This is a genomic window from Mesorhizobium sp. M0938, assembly GCF_040319125.1.
Classification (GTDB): domain Bacteria; phylum Pseudomonadota; class Alphaproteobacteria; order Rhizobiales; family Rhizobiaceae; genus Mesorhizobium; species Mesorhizobium robiniae.
The window spans coordinates 394995-413927 of sequence record NZ_JAMYNS010000006.1; the positions used below are offsets into that span (position 1 = coordinate 394995).

The 18933-nt window shown below is 64.0% G+C and carries 17 protein-coding genes; 9 read left to right on the top strand and 8 right to left on the bottom strand.

The window, feature by feature from the left end; genetic code table 11:
• Window positions 1-27: 27 nt before the first annotated feature.
• The 3 genes from NKH73_RS13805 to NKH73_RS13815 are packed head-to-tail and all read left to right on the top strand — an operon-like array spanning window position 28 to window position 1076.
• Window positions 28-561, top strand: a complete 534-nt coding sequence (locus NKH73_RS13805; RefSeq protein ID WP_126107430.1) for an SspB family protein — start codon at window positions 28-30, stop codon at window positions 559-561.
• 18 nt (window positions 562-579) lie between these two features.
• Entirely contained in the window at window positions 580-825 is a 246-nt protein-coding gene (locus NKH73_RS13810) for a DUF4169 family protein (protein ID WP_352932206.1), read from the top strand.
• A gap of 20 nt (window positions 826-845) precedes the next feature.
• On the top strand, window positions 846-1076 hold the full coding sequence (locus NKH73_RS13815; RefSeq protein ID WP_352932268.1) for a ribbon-helix-helix domain-containing protein: 231 nt from the start codon (window positions 846-848) through the stop codon (window positions 1074-1076).
• Window positions 1077-1152: 76 nt separating this feature from the next.
• Here the strand turns inward: NKH73_RS13815 and NKH73_RS13820 are convergent, their stop codons facing one another.
• From NKH73_RS13820 to NKH73_RS13830, 3 genes are all read right to left on the bottom strand, one after another.
• Window positions 1153-5145, bottom strand: a complete 3993-nt coding sequence (locus tag NKH73_RS13820) for an AsmA family protein (RefSeq protein ID WP_352932209.1) — start codon at window positions 5143-5145, stop codon at window positions 1153-1155.
• 102 nt (window positions 5146-5247) lie between these two features.
• Window positions 5248-5769 (bottom strand): hypothetical protein, encoded by a 522-nt coding sequence (locus NKH73_RS13825; protein WP_352932211.1) that lies wholly within the window; start codon window positions 5767-5769, stop codon window positions 5248-5250.
• A gap of 107 nt (window positions 5770-5876) precedes the next feature.
• Complete coding sequence (locus NKH73_RS13830) at window positions 5877-7289, bottom strand: FAD-binding oxidoreductase (RefSeq protein WP_352932213.1); 1413 nt, start codon at window positions 7287-7289, stop codon at window positions 5877-5879.
• Between the two features lie 98 nt (window positions 7290-7387).
• Here NKH73_RS13830 and NKH73_RS13835 point away from each other — a divergent pair, with 98 nt between their 5' ends.
• Both NKH73_RS13835 and NKH73_RS13840 read left to right on the top strand, forming a co-directional pair.
• Window positions 7388-7873, top strand: a complete 486-nt coding sequence (locus NKH73_RS13835; protein WP_352932215.1) for a thioesterase family protein — start codon at window positions 7388-7390, stop codon at window positions 7871-7873.
• Window positions 7874-8127: 254 nt separating this feature from the next.
• Window positions 8128-8325 carry a hypothetical protein gene (locus tag NKH73_RS13840; RefSeq protein WP_008876617.1) on the top strand — a complete coding sequence of 66 codons (198 nt, stop codon included), beginning with the start codon at window positions 8128-8130 and terminating at the stop codon, window positions 8323-8325.
• Here NKH73_RS13840 and NKH73_RS13845 read toward each other — a convergent pair.
• A complete protein-coding gene (locus tag NKH73_RS13845; RefSeq protein WP_352932217.1) occupies window positions 8322-8795 on the bottom strand; it encodes an Lrp/AsnC family transcriptional regulator in 474 nt (157 codons plus the stop codon). The genes NKH73_RS13840 and NKH73_RS13845 overlap by 4 nt on opposite strands.
• Window positions 8796-8884: 89 nt before the next feature.
• Between NKH73_RS13845 and NKH73_RS13850 the strand changes: the two genes are divergently transcribed.
• Window positions 8885-9790, top strand: a complete 906-nt coding sequence (locus NKH73_RS13850; protein WP_352932219.1) for an EamA family transporter — start codon at window positions 8885-8887, stop codon at window positions 9788-9790.
• Here NKH73_RS13850 and NKH73_RS13855 read toward each other — a convergent pair whose 3' ends face one another.
• Window positions 9791-10696 carry a dienelactone hydrolase family protein gene (locus NKH73_RS13855; RefSeq protein WP_352932221.1) on the bottom strand — a complete coding sequence of 302 codons (906 nt, stop codon included), beginning with the start codon at window positions 10694-10696 and terminating at the stop codon, window positions 9791-9793. It lies immediately after the preceding gene.
• A gap of 283 nt (window positions 10697-10979) precedes the next feature.
• On the opposite strand from NKH73_RS13855, the gene NKH73_RS13860 reads away from it, so the two are divergent.
• A complete protein-coding gene (locus NKH73_RS13860) occupies window positions 10980-11138 on the top strand; it encodes a hypothetical protein (RefSeq protein WP_352932222.1) in 159 nt (52 codons plus the stop codon).
• A gap of 23 nt (window positions 11139-11161) precedes the next feature.
• Window positions 11162-11593 carry a hypothetical protein gene (locus tag NKH73_RS13865; protein ID WP_352932224.1) on the top strand — a complete coding sequence of 144 codons (432 nt, stop codon included), beginning with the start codon at window positions 11162-11164 and terminating at the stop codon, window positions 11591-11593.
• Window positions 11594-11602: 9 nt separating this feature from the next.
• Here NKH73_RS13865 and NKH73_RS13870 read toward each other — a convergent pair whose 3' ends face one another.
• On the bottom strand, window positions 11603-13915 hold the full coding sequence (locus tag NKH73_RS13870) for a glucose/quinate/shikimate family membrane-bound PQQ-dependent dehydrogenase (protein ID WP_352932225.1): 2313 nt from the start codon (window positions 13913-13915) through the stop codon (window positions 11603-11605).
• 248 nt (window positions 13916-14163) lie between these two features.
• On the opposite strand from NKH73_RS13870, the gene NKH73_RS13875 reads away from it, so the two are divergent.
• Entirely contained in the window at window positions 14164-16914 is a 2751-nt protein-coding gene (locus NKH73_RS13875) for an ATP-dependent helicase (protein WP_352932227.1), read from the top strand.
• Between the two features lie 9 nt (window positions 16915-16923).
• On the opposite strand, the gene NKH73_RS13880 is transcribed toward NKH73_RS13875, so the two are convergent.
• Entirely contained in the window at window positions 16924-17973 is a 1050-nt protein-coding gene (locus NKH73_RS13880) for an ABC transporter permease (protein ID WP_352932229.1), read from the bottom strand.
• On the bottom strand, window positions 17970-18767 hold the full coding sequence (locus NKH73_RS13885; RefSeq protein WP_352932231.1) for an ATP-binding cassette domain-containing protein: 798 nt from the start codon (window positions 18765-18767) through the stop codon (window positions 17970-17972). Before NKH73_RS13885 ends, NKH73_RS13880 begins: the two co-directional genes overlap by 4 nt.
• Between the last annotated feature and the right edge of the window lie 166 nt (window positions 18768-18933).

Sequence of the window (18933 nt, forward strand, 5' to 3'; positions counted from 1 at the left end):
GACGATTCAACGGAACCCGACAGCTACATGGCCGACGACCACATCCGCTACGACATTCTGGCCCAGGAGGCATTGCGCGGCGTCATGCGCAAGGTCCTGGCCGAGGTCGCGCGCACCGGCCTCCCTGGCAACCATCATTTCTTCATCACGTTCCTGACCGGCGCCCCGGGCGTGCGCGTGTCATCGCGCCTACGCGAGCGCTATCCCGAACAGATGACCATCGTCATCCAGTTCCAGTATTGGGACCTGAAGGTGACCGACACCGGCTTCGAGGTCGGGCTGTCCTTCTCCGACGTGCCGGAAAAGCTGGAAATCCCGTTCTCAGCCGTGCGCGGCTTTTACGACCCGTCCGTCAATTTCGAGCTCGAATTCGACGTGAAGACGGAGACCTCGGCAGATGAGGAATTGGCCGGCCAGCCCGCTTCCGAACCTCTGGCCATCGTCGCCGAGAAAAAGCCGGAGAAGAAGAAGGCCACTGAGGCCGAAAAGAAGCCTGCCGCGGCCGACGCCGCCGCCAAGGGCGCCGAAGTGGTGTCGCTCGACGCCTTCCGCAAGAAGTAATCCGACGGGCCGCGCGACATGGCCGACATCGTCAATCTTCGCCAGGCCCGCAAGCAGAAAGCACGAGCCGACAAGGAGCGCCTGGCCGAACAGAACCGGACGCTGCACGGCCGTTCCAAGGCCGACCGGGAGCGTGACAGTCTGATCGCCGACAAGTCAGAAAAATTCGTCGCCGGCCATCGCCGCGAAGTCTCGAACGATCCGGCTTCGCCGAGCATCGCGCCGAAAACTGCGCCGCGGTTTCCGGATAAATCCGATGCTTGAAATGGAATGAGTCAGGTCCGGTGAGCCCGGTCGAGAAACGCTCCGTGACCATTCGCGGCCATCGCACCAGCTATTCGCTCGAAAAACCGTTTTTCGACGATCTCGTCGCCATCGCGGCTGCTCGCAAACTGACGCTCGCCGCCCTCGTCGCCGAAATCGACGGGGCCCGGCCGCGCGATGCCAACCTGTCATCGGCGCTCAGGCTCTACGTCCTGGAATGGGCGAAGCAAGGGATAAAAGGTTCTTTGTAGACCATGATCCCGAACCGAAGGTCCGCGTCAGCGTCCCGATCCTATCGGCATGGGCTCTAGGTAGCCACAGGTAGATCTACCCCCCGCCCAGCGACTTCAGCAGATTGTCGATCGACGAAGGTTCAAGCTTGGGCTTTGGTGCGGATTCTGCTGGCAGCGGGTTGTCATTGGCCGGCGGCTGAGGCGCGCGCTCCATATTCTGGGCCCGCGCCGCGGCGGCCCTGCGTTCGGCCTCGAGCTTTGCCTTTTCTTCTGAAGCGATCCGCATCGCCTCTTCCGCCTTCCGGCGTTGCTGTTCTTCGGCCTTCGCCACCTCTTCGGCGGCCCTTTGAGCCGCCATAGCCTTCGCTTCGGCATCCGCTTTGGCCTTTGCGTCCGCCTCGGTCTTGGCCTTGGCCTCGGCCTCAGCTCTCGCCTGCGCATCCGCCTTGGCCTGTGCATCCGCCTTGGCCTTCGCCTCCGCTTCGGCTTGGGCCTTTGCCTCGGCTTCAGCCTTCGCCTTGGCATCTGCTTCGGCTTGCAGCCGCGCCGCTTCCTGCCGCTTGCGCAATTCCTCGGCTGCTCTATCGCGCTCGGCCTGCAGGGCGGCGTAGTAACGCACCTCGCGCCGCAATCGCTGTTTTTCAAGCAGTGCCGCCTGCATGGCCTCGACCCGCTGCTGCTCCTTTTCGAGTGCGCGCTGGGTCAGGAACTGCGCCAGCGGCTCACTGTCGAATTCCCGCTTCGCGGCGCCGAACGGCCCGACGACGTTAAAATTGACAGTCGGATCGGAGCCGACCAGCGCTTCGTCGCCAGGCCGATAAGTGATTGAACCGCTGGCGGCGACCGTGCTGGCGTTCAGGTCCGCCGTGATGTCGGCGGACAGCGTCGCCGCCGGATTTTCAAGACTGACCGGCGGTGCTCTCAGTATACCGCCGGCAATCGTGAATGCGATGTCGGTATCCCCAGCCGGAAAACTGCCGTCTGCGGCGATCTGCGGCGCGAAGCCGGCGGTCTTGGCCGCATCGATATCGCGTCCGATCGTGTCGGCCTTGGCAATGAAAGCGCCAAACGCGTTCGGATTGACGCCGGCAATGGTCAAGCCCCTCAGCGCCGCCGTGCCGGAACCGGACAGCGCCGCAACCATCGCATCGGCCGATTTGCCGCTGGTCGAAAGCGTCGCCGAGAAGTCGCCGCGACCGCTGATGCCGGCCTCTGGCAGCACGGTGGCCAGATCGGCGCCGGCAAGTTTCATCTGGCTGGAGAAAAGCCCGGTGCCGTCATTATTCTTCAGCTCGAACAGACCGGAAAGCGCACCACCGGAGAACTTTGCCTTGAGGTCCGATACGCGGATGCCTTCCTGGTCGAGCTTCAGCGAAAACGCCGCGTCATAGGCCGTGGCAAGAGTGCCGGCGGCCAGCGATGCTGCGGTCAGGTCGAATTCAGCGGTGAACGGCAGGCTCGGCTTCTGGCTGAATGGGGCGGTTGGCCAAGCCCCGCCGGAACCCAGTAAGGCCTGGTCGCCAAACAGCATCACCGCCATCGGGTCGAAATCCAGCTCATCGAGCGCCAGCGCACCGGTAAGATGCGGCAGCCCGTCCTTGACGTCGACATTGACGTCACCGGAAACCGCCGCTTCGTTGATGGAGCCGCTGAGGCCGGACAGCACCAGAAGGCTGTTGCCGAAGTCGGCGTCGGCCGCAATCCACGTCGACATGCCTGTCCCCATGCCCGGCAGGCCGACGCCTGTCGTCATCAGCCACGGCTCGATGTCGGCCGCTTCCAGGCTGACCTTGCCCTTGGCGGTGGGTCCCTGTGGCGTGCCGGCGATCGTCCCGGAGAAACCGGCCTTGAAGTCGTTGCCGGTGAGGTCAAAGCTCGTCGCCATGCCGCCGCCGAGCGTGCCTTTCGCCGACACGTCGGTGGTCGCCTCGCCAAGCATGCCGAGCGGCAGCGCCGGCAGGCCGTAAAGCGCCAGAAGCGCGGTGGCGTCGGCATTCCTGGCGTTGAAGGTCAGCGACACCGGCGCATCGAGCAGCCGATCGGCCGTCCCTTTGCCGGACAGCGATGCCGAAAACGCCGAGCCGCCTGCTTTGCCTTGCGCGCTCACTGCCAGTCCCGTCGTGCCGTCGCCATTGGCGGCGGCACTCGTCACCAGATCGACGCGCGCGTCCTGGAACAGCTCGGGATAGGCCGCCACACGCCGCGTCAGCTCCTTCAGCACCGCATTGTCCGGATAGTGCCGCGCCGCGACATCGACCAACGGCTTGAGGTCGACGGCGACAACAGAGGCATCGAGCTTGCCGGTGGGGCTCACCGGGAAATCCTTGATCCGGCCGGTGGCGCTGATCGAGGCGCCGGCAAGCCCACTGAGCGAAAGCCGGTCGATTTCGAGCAGCCCGTCGCGCAATCTGAGCGCCGTATCGACAGTATCCGCGGTCAGCCCGCCGGCACTGACCGGCCCGGCCTTGATCTGGAAATCGAGGTCGCGGTCGGAAAAACGGTTGGCGCCCTTGTCGCTGATGAAGATGGAGGCGAAGGCGGCGAGGCCGTCGACATCGAGCTCGCCGCCTTCGAGCCGCATCAGCACAGACGGCCTGGCGTCGTCGGGCTGGCTGGAATCCATACGGCCCGAAAATTTCGCCTTGCCAAGAACGAGCTCAAGGTCGCTGAAAGCCTGGCGATTGTCGCTCAATTCGACCTTGGCCTTGAAGCCGGCGGCCGGCAGCCGGCGAATCGCTTCGTCGACATCCTTCGACAGCCAGGCAGCAAAGCCCGAAGGCTGCGCCACAGCCAGAAGCAGCGAACCGGTGAAGCCGAAATGATCTCCGACGCTGAGCATACCGTTTGCTTCCAGCTTGGCGCGGCCAGGCAGCGTCGCGGCCAGCGACTTCACCGACCAGCCGTCAGCGGTCGGCTCGGCTGAAAGGCGCACGTCGCGAACCGTCGTGTCGCCGGCCACCACCGCCGGCAGGTTCACCTCGACGGTGCCGGGTATGGTCGGCTTCGGCAAATCGAGCAGCGCCTGCTCCAGCGCCGCGACACGCGCCGACAGCGTCAACCCAGTGCCGGCCGCTGCGCCGACGGCATCATCGAACTGCACCTGAGCGCCATCGGCCTCGATCGAAAAGCGAGGGTTCGGCCCAAGGTCGACGGCAGCGTTGCCGTCGGCGATGTAGGGATTGTCGAGCGGGCCGGTCTCGAAGCGGAATTCGTCGACACCAAGTTTCCGGTGGTCGAGCGAGAACTTGCCGTTCAGCCTGAACCCCGGGTCCGGCTTGCCGGCGCCGGGCTTCATCGTCTCGCCGCCCATGCCATCAACCTGCGCCGAATTCTTGTCGGCGCCATTCCTATCGAAACTTGCGACCTTGAACTGGCCCGAATAGATCGCGGCGCCATCGACGATGCCGGCATTGCCGTCGGCCTCGATGACCAACGGATAGGCATCCGGATTGGCTTTGAGCCTGAGCCGCATCTGCCCATCGCCGCCAGCCCTGCCGGTGGACGCGATGACGGTGCTGCGCAGGCCGTCGAGCCGCAGCGAGCCATCCATCCGCCAAGGTCCGGCCAGCGATTTCGCAGAGATCGTCGAGTTGATCTCGGAAATGAGGTGGCTGCGCCCGCCAGCGGCATGGCGCAGCGCGATCTCTCCGTCCGTCACCGTCAGCTTCTCGATCGAGATCTGGCCGGGATCGAAGGGCGATGATGGCCGTATCGCCCAGTCGACGGTGCCGTCGGCGGCAATGTCGATTGTCGCCTTTGGCCGCACCAGCCGCATGTCGAAGATCAGCACTTCTCCGCTCAGGAAGGGCGCCAGTTCCGCATCCATCGAAAAGGTCTCGACGGTCATTGCCGGCTGGCCGCCAGGACCGCCGGCAACGGTGACGTTCGAGAAGGTCAGCGAGGGAAACGGCAGCAGCCTTGCCGTCGCATCGCCCTGAACGGTTACCTTGCGGCCCAGAATGGCGCTCGCCTCACGCTCGAAATCGGCACGATAGCCCGTCCAGTCGATAAAATACGGCACCACCAGCGCCGCACACAGCACCAGCACGAAAAGTCCACCGAAGATCACGAACAGGCGTGCGAGCATCAGCTCCAAAACGGTTCATTGAAAATCAGCCGCACTCTACCCGCATCCGCGTGTCGATAAAGTGGCAATTCTCAAACCGGCCGGCTTTCGGTGCGCGGAAACTCAGCGTGCGTCGCGCTTTGCCTGCGCCACTTTGGCCGCCTGCCGCTGCCGGCCGAGTTCCATCGGCCGAACAAGGTTCGGCGCCCTCTCGTTCACCACCGCCCGCATACCTTTGTGCGCGGTACGCGTGTTGAACTCGGGACCGTCTGCCGCAGCGCCTTGCTTCATGGCCAGCGCCTTGCGTGCATTGTCGACCAGCGACACACGCGCCCCCAACTGGCGGCGGCGTTCGGCCTCGCCATTAAGCCTCCGCATGGCCATCGCCAGAACCTCAAGTTTCAACTGCGAGCCGCCGTCGGCTTTCGAGGCGACGGCTCCTTTTGGCGCACCCTTGCCGCGTATCTCGCGGCGGCGCCGATGCGCCTCGCCTTGCGCCTTATCGCGCCGGTCCCGCAACAGCTTGACCAGGCCGGCAAGCTCGGCGTCGGCAAGGCCCTGCACTGCCGGATGGTGCGATTTCTCGACGAGGCCGTGTTCGTCGGCGCTCAGCGCCCGAGCCTCTTCCTTGCGTGAAATCGCCATGACACCATTCCTCCGTCTGTGACGCCTGCCTCAAAACCTCATGTCCTTTGGAGTCTCGGTCCAAATGGTGGTGCGGTCAAGCCGAGCACCATTTCGATCTTCGTCCACTAGTCGGCAGGCAGTATCTTCCCAGGGTTCATGATGTTGAGCGGATCGAGCGCCTGCTTGATCGTGCGCATGATGTCGACGCCATGGCCGAGTTCATGGCGCAGGAAGCCGACCTTGCCTTGACCGATGCCGTGCTCGCCGGTGCAGGTTCCATCCATGCCGATCGCACGCATGTTCAACCGCGCGACAAACGCTTCCGTCGCCGCGATTTCCTTCGGATCGTCGGCGTCCATCAGCACCAGCACGTGGAAATTGCCGTCGCCGGCATGGCCGACGATCGGCGCGATCAGCCCCATTTCGGCAATGTCGGCCTCGGTTTGCGTGACGCATTCGGCAAAGCGCGAGATCGGCACGCAGACATCGGTCGACAGGCCCTTGGCGCCGGGCCTGAGCGTCAGCGACGACCAATAGGCGTCGTGTCTAGCCTTCCACAGTTTTGTCCGCTCCTCGGCGACGCTGGTCCACAGGAACGGGCCGCCGCCATACTCTTCCGCGATGGCGCCGAAAGTCTCGGCCTGTTCGGCAACGCCGGCATCGCTGCCATGGAATTCGACAAACAGGCACGGGCTTTCCGGATAGTCGAGCTTCGAATAGGCTTTCATCGCCCGCATCTGCAATGCGTTGACCAGTTCGATGCGGGCGACCGGAATGCCCATCTGGATCGTCGCGATCACCGCATTGCAGGCCGCCTCGACGCTGGGAAACGGACAGACGCCGCCGGAGATCGCCTGTGGGATGCCCTGCAGCTTCAAGGTCAGCTGGGTGATGATGCCGAGCGTGCCTTCAGAGCCGATCAGGAGCCGCGTCAAATCATAGCCGGCCGAACTCTTTTTCGCGCGTTTTCCCGTTGTCACCGCCTGCCCGTCCGCCATCACTGCCGTCAGCGACAACACGTTCTCGCGCATCGTGCCGTAGCGCACGGCATTGGTGCCCGACGCCCGCGTCGCCGCCATGCCGCCGAGTGACGCATTGGCGCCCGGATCGATCGGAAAGAACAGGCCGGTGTCGCGCAGGTGCCGGTTGAGATCCTCGCGCGTCACACCGGGCTCGACCGTGCAGTCGAGATCCTGCGGGTTGACCGCGACGATGCGGTTCATCCGCGACGTATCCAGCGAGATGCCGCCACCCGGCGCGTTGGTGTGGCCTTCCAGCGATGAACCGACGCCGAAGGCGATCACCGGCACGCGGTGCGCGGCGCAGGCCGTCACAATGTCCTGCACCTCCGCCGTCGTCTCCGGAAATGCCACGCCATCCGGCGCCTGGGTCGGAATGTAGGTGGTGGTATGTGCATGCTGGGCACGGATCGCCTCGCCAGTCTGGAACCGCTCGCCGAGCCGCTGCTTGAGGATGCCAAGCACGGCGGCAATCCCTTCTTCGTTGCGCTCGACCGGATTGAGGTCGCTCAGAGCCATCGATTCCTCCGCGAATGGACCAGCGCCCACTCTCGTTATTCGTTTATGGATGCGTAGTCTCACCGACCACGCCCTGTCCAGCGAGAAGGAAGTTTTTGATGCCCATCCCCACCCCCTTCGTCTCTCGTGCCATGGGCATCGAGAAGGACTGGATCGACTACAACGGCCATCTCAACATGGCCTATTACAATGTGCTGTTCGACCGCTGCTCCGACGAAGCGTTCGAAACGATGGGGATGGGGCTGGATTATGTGAAGCAGCGGCGGCTGACCATCTACACGGCCGAGGTCCATGTCTGCTATGTCAGGGAGTTGCACCTCGACCACAAGGTCAATGTCTCGTTCCAGCTCCTCGATCATGACGAAAAGCGGCTGAGAGCCTACCAGGAAATCCGCCATGTCGACGGCTGGCTCGCCGCCACTTCCGAATCACTGTCGCTGCATGTCGACATGTCAGGGCCGAAAGTGGCGCCCTTCCCGGCCGACGTGCTGGCCAAGATCGAGGCCATGCGTGCCGCTCATACCGCGCTGCCGATGCCGGAGCGCGCCGGCCGTTCCATCGGCATCAAGGCGCGCCGCGTTTGAAGAGGTTTTTTCGGCGTCCGCTTTAAGCCCTTGTTTTCATTTATACCGTTACCCCAAAGCCACTATGCCCTGATAAGCAATTGGCACTAGCCCGTAAGCCGGCTTGAACCGCGACCCGGCCGCCGTTAACCTTACCGAGGTTTTAACGTGAACAAGCCGAATTGAGTCGTTGAACGACTCAGTACGGCGGTTGAAAACCGTCCCTATCGAGTTGCGATACGGGCGGCTGGGCGGAAGCGGTTCGGGGTACGTGCATGAAAACCGACATCAAGGTCGAGGCGGACAGGCTGGCAGCCGATCCACGCATCAGCGACTATGATTTCTGGCGCTCGCTGAAGAACCTCAACAACGAGATCTTTCACATCGCCAACAACAACGAGCCGATCCCCTTCGCCATGATCCGCTGGCGCGCCATCCTGAAACAGGCGCGCTCGAAACGCGGGCATGCCTAGCGCTTCACTGCCCCCAGCGGCGAACGCGCCACCACCGGTGACGACTGGATAATCGCGGTGTTGGTCATCGCAAACGGAATGATGCGGTCGATCACCCGTTCGAGCTCGGCCACCGAACCGACATGCGCCAGCGCGATGAAACAGTCCTCGCCGGTCACCCGGTCGCACTGGGTGATTTCCGGCAAATCGCGGATGATCTCGGCCACCACAGCCAGTTGCCCGGGCACCGGCCTGATCCGCAGCCATGCCGACAGCTTCATGCCGAGCGCGGCCGGGTTGATCCGCACCGTATAGGCTTCGATCACGCCGCTCTCCTGCAGCCGCTTGATGCGCTCGGCCACGCTCGGCGCCGACAGGCCGACCGAGCGCGCCAGTTCAGCGGTGCTGGTGCGCGCATCCTTTTCCAGCAGGCGCAGGATTTTCAGATCCGCCGCATCCAGGTCGGCATTTTCGTTTCGAAGGCGTTTCAACGAAAACTCCTATGCATCGGAAAAGTAATAACGTCCTTGGCCGATCATTACCCATGTAAACCGGAAAGATTGCCTGCGATAATGATGGCATGGAAGATCGAACGCAAGCCCCCGCAGCAATGCCTTCCCTCGCCGGCCCGGCCTTTGGCAAGCTGGCGACCTTGCTGCCGCCGCATGTCTGGTTCGGCGTCAGCGCCGTGTTCCACTATCTCGGACCGGCTTTCGCCGTGCTGCTTTTCCCGCATGTCGGCGTGCTCGGCATGGCCTGGCTGCGCATCGTTACGGCCGCCCTTGTCTTCGCGCCGCTGACCCGGCCCTGGACGGTCTTCACCCGCGCCGACCGGCCGACACGACTGCTGCTTCTCGCCTTCGGCGCCTGCCTCGGCGTGATGAATTGCTCCTTCTACCTGGCGCTCGACCGCTTGCCGATCTCGTTGGTCGCGGCGATCGAATTCGTCGGCACCATCGGCGTCGCGCTGGTCGGCGTCAGAAGCCCTCGCAATCTCGCCGCCCTTGCCGTCGCCGTCATCGGCACCTTGCTGCTGATCGACGTCAAATGGTCAAGCGACCCGATCGGCCTGTTCTGGGCCTTCCTCAACGGCGCGCTGTTCGTTGGCTATATCGTGCTTGGCCATCGCGTCGCCCGGGCCGGCGCTGGCGACGGCATCGCCGGCCTGGGTGCCGCCATGGCGGTCGCCTTGCTCATCGTGCTGCCGATCGGCTTCACCGATGCACTGCCGGCTTTCTCGGCGCCGCCGCTGCTCATCGCCGCCATCGGCGTCGGCATCTGCTCGTCGGTCATCCCCTATATCTGCGACCAGCTCGCCATGTCGCGGCTGCCGCGGTCGAGCTTCGCGCTGATGCTGTCGTTGCTGCCGGTCACCGCCACGCTGATCGGCGTCATTGTGCTCCGCCAGATACCCGGCTCCACCGATTGCCTCGGCATCGCCCTGGTGGTGGCCGGCGTCGCTTTCCACAAACCGGCAAACGCCTGATCAGGCAAGCTTCTCTCTGAGGAAGGTGCTCGTCCGGCCCCAGGCGAGGTCCGCTGTGTTCTTGTCGTAGCGGGCCGCTGATGTGTCGTTGTTGAAGGCATGATTGGCGCCTTCATAGACATAGACCGTGTGCTCGACCTTGGCTGCATCGAGTTCCTTCTTGAAGGCGTCGATACCGGCATTGATGCGGGTGTCGAGCCCGGCATAATGCAGCAGCAGCGCTGCCTTGATCTTCGGCACATCCTCGGCCTTCGGCTGCATGCCGTAATAGGCGACAGCAGCGACCAGATCCGGCGCGTTGGCAGCCAGGGTATTCACCGTGCCGCCACCCCAGCAGAAGCCGACCGCGCCCACCTTGCCGTTGCCATCCGCGTATCCCTTGAGAAAAGCGACCGTTGCGACCGCATTGGCCGCGGTTTGCGCCGGATCAAGCTTGGAAAACTCGTCGCGCGCCTTGTCTTCGTCGGCCGGCGTGCCGCCGAGCGGCGACAGGAAGTCCGGTGCCAGCGCCACAAACCCTTCAAGCGCCACGCGTCGCGCCACATCGCGTATATGCGGGTTGAGCCCTCTGTTCTCATGCACGACGATGACGGTTCCGAGCTTGCCGGACTGGCCGGCCGGCTTGACCAGATAGCCCTTCATCTCGCCACCGCTGCCGGGATAGCTGATGTCCTCGCCGCTCACGCGTGAATCGTCCTCGGCAACGATCGCTGCCCGGGCTGAATTCGCCGCCAGCAACGGCGCGATTGCGGCGGCCGCCGCACCTGATCCGGCAAGCCTGGTCAACTGTTCCATGAAGCGCCGCCGGTCGAGCGTCAGATGCGTGTATTCGTCATAGGCGTCGATCATCGCCTGGGTAATGGCAGGCCGCGCGACGGCTGGGCTGGCAGGGACCGGTTTTGTCATGGCGCTCTCCTCGGCTTCGGGAAAATGTCTCGCCGCGCAAGATAGGGTAGAAGCCCGCATGGTCCAGTCACGGATGAGTGAGGCTCTGCGGTGCTCACAACGCCGGTTGGCTCGCATTGGCTATGGTGGCCATTCGGCACGAAAGCCGTGACACGAACGCGCAGGCCGTCATCACTTTCTTGTAATTGGTGGCAAATCTTGACGATCCTGACACAATATAAGGGAAAGCTGCAGGTGGTGACCTCGCCTACCTTTGCCGGCTCTGACAAGAAGGAAAACACTCATGACCTTCCCCACCCCGATCCTCGCAAGCGTGTTCGTGCTCGCCGCCGCCGTGCTGGCGCTGCGTTTCGCCGCCTTCGCTGCTACCAAGCGATCGATGGTCAAGGTCCGCAGCAACCGACGTCGGCCTGCCCATGGCCGCTCGAAGACCCGCGGCTGAAAACTCGAGGCTGAGGGGAAATCATGGACGTCCAGAATATCGTCGACGCCGTCTCACAGAAAGCCGGCCTCGACCAGGCAACGACGGAAAAGGTCGTTGGCATCATTTTTTCGGTGCTCGAGCACGAGGCGGAAGGAACGACCCTGTCCAGCTTCTTCGCCAGGATCCCGGGAGCCGATGGGCTGGCCCAGAAATATGATGTCATGGCTCCCGGCGCGGCCTCCGGTGGAGGCCTGCTGTCATCGCTGCAGGGCGCACTGGGCGGTGTTCTCGGCGCCAAGACAGGCGCGCTGGTCAACGGCGTCGCGGCGCTCGAAGCGTCCGGCCTCAACTTGGCGCAGATCCGCCAGGCCGGCACGACGCTGGTCCAGCAGGCCGAAACCGCCGCCGGCCCCGAGCTGACCAATGAGGTGCTCAACTCCGTGCCCAGCCTGAAAGGCCATCTCGGCCTCTGAAAGAACTCTCTAGTTCGGCAGCGTATAGGCCATCACATAGTCCCCCGCCTTGGTGCCGACCGAGCCGTGACCGCCGGCGACGATGACCACGAACTGGCGTCCGTCGGCGACCGTGTAGGTCATTGGCGTCGACTGCCCGCCGGCCGGCAGCCGGGTCTGCCAAAGCTGCCTGCCAGTCGTCAGATCATAGGCGCGGAAGAAGTCGTCGACCGCAGCACCGAGGAAGGCGACGCCGCCGGCGGTGATCATCGGTCCACCGATGCCCGGCACGCCAACCTTGAACGGCAGCGGCAGCGGCGTCATGTCGTAGACGGTGCCGTTGCGATGCTTATAGACGACCTTGCCGGTCCTGAGATCGGCGCCCGCGACATAGCCCCAGGGCGGTGCCTGGCAGGGAATGCCGAGCGGCGAGAGAAACGGCTTCAATATCACTGCGTAAGGCGCACCGTCATTGCGGTTTAGACCCTGTTCGCTGCCTTTGGTATCGCCCGGCGGCGGCACGTCCGCGCGCGGGACCAGCTTGGAGATGAACGCCAGGTATGTCGGCATGCCGAACATCACCTGCCGGACCGGATCGACCGCTACGCCACCCCAGTTGAATGTGCCGAAATTGCCGGGATAGATCAGTGAGCCCTGCAGCGACGGCGGCGTGTAGCGACCCTCATAGCGCAGTTTCAGGAAATCGATCCGGCAGGCCAGCTGGTCGAACATGGTTATGCCCCACATGTCCGCGCCGGTCAGCGGTTTCGGATTGAAGCTCAGATCCGAGACCGGCTGCGTCGGGGAAGTATGATCGCCCTCGATCGCGCCGCCCGGCGCCGGTACTTCGCTGATCGGGACGATCGGCTCGCCGCTGCGCCGGTCGAGCACATAGAGGTCGCCCTGTTTGGTCGGCCCGACCAGCGCCGGCACGACGCCACTGGCCGTGGTGATGTCGACCAGCGTCGGCTGCGCCGGCACGTCCATGTCCCAGAGATCGTGGTGCACGGTCTGCCGCACCCAGCGCAATTGGCCGGTGTTGAGATCGAGCGCGGTGATCGAAGAGGAGAATTTCTCGTCATTGGCGCTCCGCCCGGCGCCGAGCTGATCCGGCGTCTTGTTGCCGAGCGGCACGTAGAGCAAGCCGAGCTTCTCGTCGGCGCTCGCGGTCGACCACATGTTGGGCGAGTTGTGGGTATAGGTCTGGTCAGGTGCCAGCGGCGTCGTCTGGTCCGGATTGCCGGAATCCCAGTTCCAAATCAGGGCGCCGGTGTCGGCGTCGAAGGCGCGGATGACGCCGGACGGCTCCTCCGTCGAATAATTGTCGTTGACCGCACCGCCGACGATGATCTTGTTGGCGACGATCAGCGGCGCCGAAGTCGAATAATAATAGCCCGGCTTCGGATACGGCATGTTGGCGAGCAGGTTCAACGTACCGCCCTCGGCAAACGCGGGACAGACCTGGCCATTCGCGGCGTCGAGCGCGATCAGCCGGGCGTCGGATGTCGGCAGATAGACGCGTGCTGCACAAGGCTGGCCGGCGGCGATTTTGGCATCGGCGTAATAGGCCACGCCGCGGCACGTCTGGTGTTGGCGGTCCTTGTCCAGCGCGACCTTGGGGTCGAAGCGCCATTTCTCCTTGCCGCTCGCGGCATCTATGGCAATGGCGAAATTATGCGGCGTGCAGATGTAGAGCGTATCGGCGACCTTCAGCGGCGTCACCTGATAGGTTGTCTCAGTGACGTCGTCGGGCCCTTTCACATCGCCGGTGCGATAGGTCCAGGCCGGCTGCAAATTGGCAACGTTCTCGGCGGTGATCTGGTCGAGCGGCGAATAGCGCTGGCCGTATTGGGTGCGGCCGTAATAGTGCCATTCGCCCGCTGGCACGTTGCCGCCGAGGTCGGCCGTCGGCGTCACATTATCGGTATTGAGTTGGCCGGCGATATCCTTTGGATCGGTTGTCATCGAATAGCCGGCGACGGCAAGCGACGCCAGCACCGCGAGGATCAACGGCGCGCGCCCGTCAGGGCCGGTGAGCCCGCGCCGCGCCCACGGCGTCAATAGCCACAACGCGATAAGCACGATGATGCCGCCGCGCGGACCAAGTTCCCACCAGTCGAAGCCGATTTCCCAAACCGCCCAGCAGAGCGTGCCGATGACGATCGCCGCATAAAGCCACAGCGCCAAGGATTTGCGCCTGTAGAACAGCCAGCCAGCGAGGAGGAAGGCGATGCCGATAATGACATAATACCAACTGCCGCCCAGCGAAGCTAACCAGATGCCGCCGCCACCGAGCACCAGGCCGACGAGGAGAAGGATGAGGGAGGTGATGACGACAGCCAAGATGATACTCCTTCGACTGGTGCGCTTCGCAGCGTCAATGGGCAACCCGGCATTGCGCTCCTGCCCCGGGCACAACTTTCTCCGGCCCGCCGTGCCTGTCAAGCAAGCTGCGCGTTTTAGGCGTAGACCCACAGCAAGCCCAGTGTTTTGCGTCGCGGGCCCATGCAGGCTGTGGGTCTACGGCCGGACAGAGAACAAAACGGAGACACTTCTGGCGTTTCGCTGCCGAATCACTACATTCGGGGGCGATGTCCGGCTTTTCGGAAGATATGCCTTTTTTTGACGAACCGAACGCGCGGCCCTCGGCCCCGTCGGGCATTGCTGCGCGCGCCATGGCTGCCCGCAGCGGCCACAACAACGCGCCCGATTATCTGAACGGGCTCAACCCCGAGCAGCGGCTGGCGGTGGAAACCACCGAAGGCCCGGTTCTGGTGCTGGCCGGCGCCGGCACCGGCAAGACGCGCGTCTTGACCACCCGCATCGCCCACATCCTCGCCACCGGCAAGGCCTTCCCCTCGCAGATCCTCGCCGTCACCTTCACCAACAAGGCCGCGCGCGAAATGAAGCAGCGCATCGGTTTGCTGATCGGCGAAGGCAATGTCGAGGGCATGCCGTGGCTCGGCACCTTCCATTCGATTGGAGTGAAGCTGCTTCGCAGACACGCCGAGCTTGCCGGGCTCAAATCCGACTTCACCATCCTCGACACCGACGACGTCGTGCGCTTGATCAAGCAGCTCATCCAGGCTGAAGGGCTGGACGACAAGCGCTGGCCGGCCAAGCAGTTCGCCCAGATGATCGACGGCTGGAAGAACAAGGGGCTTGGTCCCGCCGACATTCCCGAGGGCGATGCCCGCGCCTTCGCTAACGGCAAGGGCCGTGAGCTCTACAAGGCCTATCAGGAGCGGCTGAAAACGCTGAATGCCTGCGATTTCGGCGATCTTCTGTGCCACCCGATCCGCATCTTCCGCGCCAATCCGGACGTGCTGAAGGAGTACCACAAGCGCTTCCGCTATATTCTCGTCGACGAGTACCAGGACACCAACACCGCGCAGTACATGTGGCTGCGCCTGCTGGCGCAACGGCCGGGCGGGCAGCAACCACCACGAAGTGGCTCTCCGGGTGGTCGCGTCCCCTTTCTTTCCGGAGTTCCGGATAGAACGGAGGGGGGTAGCTATAGACCGGCAACTCCGAAGAACGAATCGGTTCCGGCCGAAGACCGCAAGCCCGACCGGGCGTCCGAGCCGTTGCGAGGCCCCCGCGGAGGGCCCGCGCCGGCAGGCGCGGAACAGCCCGTGAGCGAAAGCAAGGTAAATATCTGCTGCGTCGGCGACGACGATCAATCCATCTATGGCTGGCGCGGGGCCGAGGTCGACAACATCCTGCGCTTCGACAAGGATTTCCCCGGCGCCGCGATCATCCGGCTGGAGCGGAACTACCGCTCCACCGCCCACATCCTCGGCACCGCCTCCCATCTCATCGCCCACAATGAAGGCCGCTTCGGCAAGACGCTGTTCACCGAAAAGGTCGCAGAGGACGACGAGAAGGTGCATGTCCATGCCGCCTGGGACTCGGAAGAAGAGGCCCGCGCCGTCGGCGAAACCATCGAAGCCTACCAGCGGCAAAAGCACAATCTCAACGACATGGCCATCCTTGTCCGCGCGTCCTTCCAGATGCGCGAGTTCGAGGATCGTTTCGTCACGCTCGGCCTCAACTACCGCGTCATCGGCGGCCCGCGCTTCTACGAGCGCCTCGAAATCCGCGATGCGCTGGCCTTCTTCCGCATCGTCGCGCAAGGCGCAGACGACCTCGCCTTCGAGCGCATCGTCAATGTGCCGAAGCGCGGCCTTGGCGAGGCCACCATCCGCCAGATCCACGACACCGCGCGCGCGCTCCGCATCCCGATGCTGGAGGCCGCCGCCAAGCTTGCCGAGAGCGACGAGCTGAAGCCGAAGCCGCGCGCCGCACTGCGCGAGGTATCAGCCAATTTCGAGCGCTGGCAGAAGGCGCTGGAGACCACGCCGCACACCGAGTTGGCCGAGACCATCCTCGAGGAGAGCGGCTATACCGACATGTGGAAGAACGACCGCTCGGTGGAAGCTCCCGGCCGGCTGGAAAACCTGAAAGAACTGATCCGCTCGATGGAGGAATACGAGTCGCTGCGCTCCTTCCTCGAACATGTCGCGTTGGTGATGGACGCTGAGCAGAACGCCGAGCTCGACGCCGTCAACATCATGACGCTGCATTCGGCCAAGGGCCTCGAATTCGAGACCGTTTTTCTCCCTGGTTGGGAGGAAGGCCTGTTCCCGCACCAGCGCGCGCTCGACGAGGGTGGCCGCTCGGGGCTGGAGGAAGAACGGCGCCTGGCCTATGTCGGCCTAACCCGCGCCAAGAAGAACCTGCATTTGTGGTTCGTCTCCAACCGCCGCATCCACGGCCTGTGGCAATCGACGATCCCATCGCGCTTCCTCGACGAACTGCCGGAAGCCCATGTCGAGGTCGCCGAGGGCGGCAACAGCTACGGCGGTTACGGCAATTCTTATGGCGGCGGATCGTTCGCATCGGGCCGTGGCGGCCAAGGAGCAGGAAGGCAGAACCCCTATGGCGCCTCGCGTTTCGACAATGTCGGCGCAGAAAAATCCGGCGCCTTCTCCAATACCTATGCAACGCCGGGCTGGCAGCGCGCGCAACAGAATCGCACCGAAGCGACCGACCGCAACTGGGGCTCGCGTTCCGGCCACCAGGTCGAGCGCATCGGCTATGGCGAGACCGACTCCGGCTATGGCGCCGGCCGCACCTCGATCAAAGGCCGCACCATCGACGGCGAGCTGGTCGCTAAATCCGTCGCCGACACGCCGTCCGCCTTCAGCGTCGGCGACCGCGTCTTCCACCAGAAATTCGGCAACGGCAACATCTCGGCCATCGAAGGCAACAAGCTGACCATCGACTTCGACAAGGCCGGCCAGAAACGCGTGCTGGATGGGTTTGTCACCGGCGTTTGAGCAATCCCCTCACCGGTACCGCGCCTGGTTCCATTTGTGGCCGAGCAGCGACAGGATGATGATCAGCCCGTTGAAGAACTGCACGTAGAAGCCGCTCAGGCCCGCCGCCACGACGCCGGTCTGGATGAACGACACGGTGACCGCGCCGATCGCGCCGCCGACGACGGTGCCGATGCCGCCCCAGGTCGGGGTGCCGCCGACGAACACCGATGCCAGAACCGGCAGGAGATAGCCGTCGCCGGCCGTCGGCCACCAGGTGAAGTTGATCATCACCGAAAACGTGCCGGCAATCGCGGCACCGATGCCGACGAAGACGAACACTTTCACCCGCACGCGCTTGACGTCGATGCCCATCTGCTGGGCGCTGTCGGGATTGTCGCCAACCACCCTCACCTGCGCGCCGAAGCGATGCCTGTTGTAGAGCAGCGCCGACAGAACGACGAAGGCGATGGCCCAGAAGATCTGCACCGGGATGCCGTAGAGCTGACTGGAGAAGATCTTGTAGGCCCAACTGTCGGCGAGGTTGGTCAGCGCCGTCGATTTGCCCTCGTTGATGATCTGGATCAGGCCGCGCAGCAGGAAATTCATGCCGAGCGTCGCGATCAGCGACGACAGCCCGCCATAGACCACCAGCGACCCCACTAGGAAGCCGAGCAGCGTGCCCGTTGCGATGGCAGCGGCGATGCCGAGGAATGGATCGTAGCCGGCCTGCACGACCAGCGCGAACACCCATGAGGCAAATCCCATCGTCGCCGGGAACGACAGGTCGATCTCGCCGCAGGTGACGACGAAGACCAGCGGCACCACCACGAACAGCGCCACCGGCAACGTGGTCAGCACGGAGCTGTAGAGATACCAAGTGGTGAAAACGACCGGGTTGGCGACCATGAACACCGCCATCATGACGATGAACACGGCAAGCGTGCCGAGGGCGGCGCGGTTGTCGAGGATGAAGCCGCGCAGCCAATTGTCGGACGGGTGTCGCCACTCTTTCCCGGCGGCCTCATTGTGCGTGCCGCCAAGCGGGCTCTGCAGATCGGGTTCCATGATCTTGCTCATCGCGCTGCCCTCCCCGCGTCGCCGGAATCGTGCAAGCCGGGCAAGCCGCCTGGATGCGCCACGTCTTCCATGAAGTTGATCAGGTCTTCGGCCGACTTGACCTCGCTGCGGTCGGTGGTGAGTGCGACTTTGCCGCGGTCCAGCACCACGAAGCGGTCGGCGATGTCGAAGACGTGGTGGATGTTGTGGCCGATGAACAGGATCGAGCGGCCGCTCGCCCGCACCTGGCGCACGAAATGGAAGACCTTGGCGGTCTCGGTCAACGACAGCGCCGTCGTCGGCTCGTCGAGGACGATCAGCTCCGCCTTCTTATAGATGGCCCGCGCGATCGCCACGCCCTGGCGTTCACCGCCCGAGAGCTGGCCGACGATCGAGTGCGGCGTGAACACTTTCGAGGTGAAGCCGATCTCGCGCATCAGCCGGCTCGCCTCCTGGATCTCCTCGTTGACCTTCAGCCAGCCCATAAAGCCGGTGAGCTCGCGGCCCATGAAGATGTTGCGCACGATCGTCTGCTGCACAGCCAGCGCCCGGTCCTGGAACACCGTCTCGATGCCGGCCTCGCGCGAACGCGCGGCACTCCATCCAGTCACCGGCTTTCCACGCACCAGGATCTCGCCGCTGGTCGGCTTGACCACCCCGGAGAGGATCTTAATCAGCGTCGACTTGCCGGCGCCATTGTCGCCGATCAGGCCGACCACCTCGCCGCGGTCGACGCTGAGATTGACCCCGCCCAGCGCATAGACCTGACCGTAGGACTTGCTGATATCGCGCAGTTCGATGATGCGTTCGGCCATGGCGATCCTCGCTTGATTTTCGTACCGGCGTTCTCGCCAGTGGCCCCGGGGGGCGGGGGGGGTAAACCGCGGCGGGGGGGGGGGGGGGGCGGGCGCCCCGCGGGCCTGGGGGGGGATGTTTGGGGGGGGGGGTGGGTGGGGTTGGGTTTGGGGGGTAGGGGGGAGT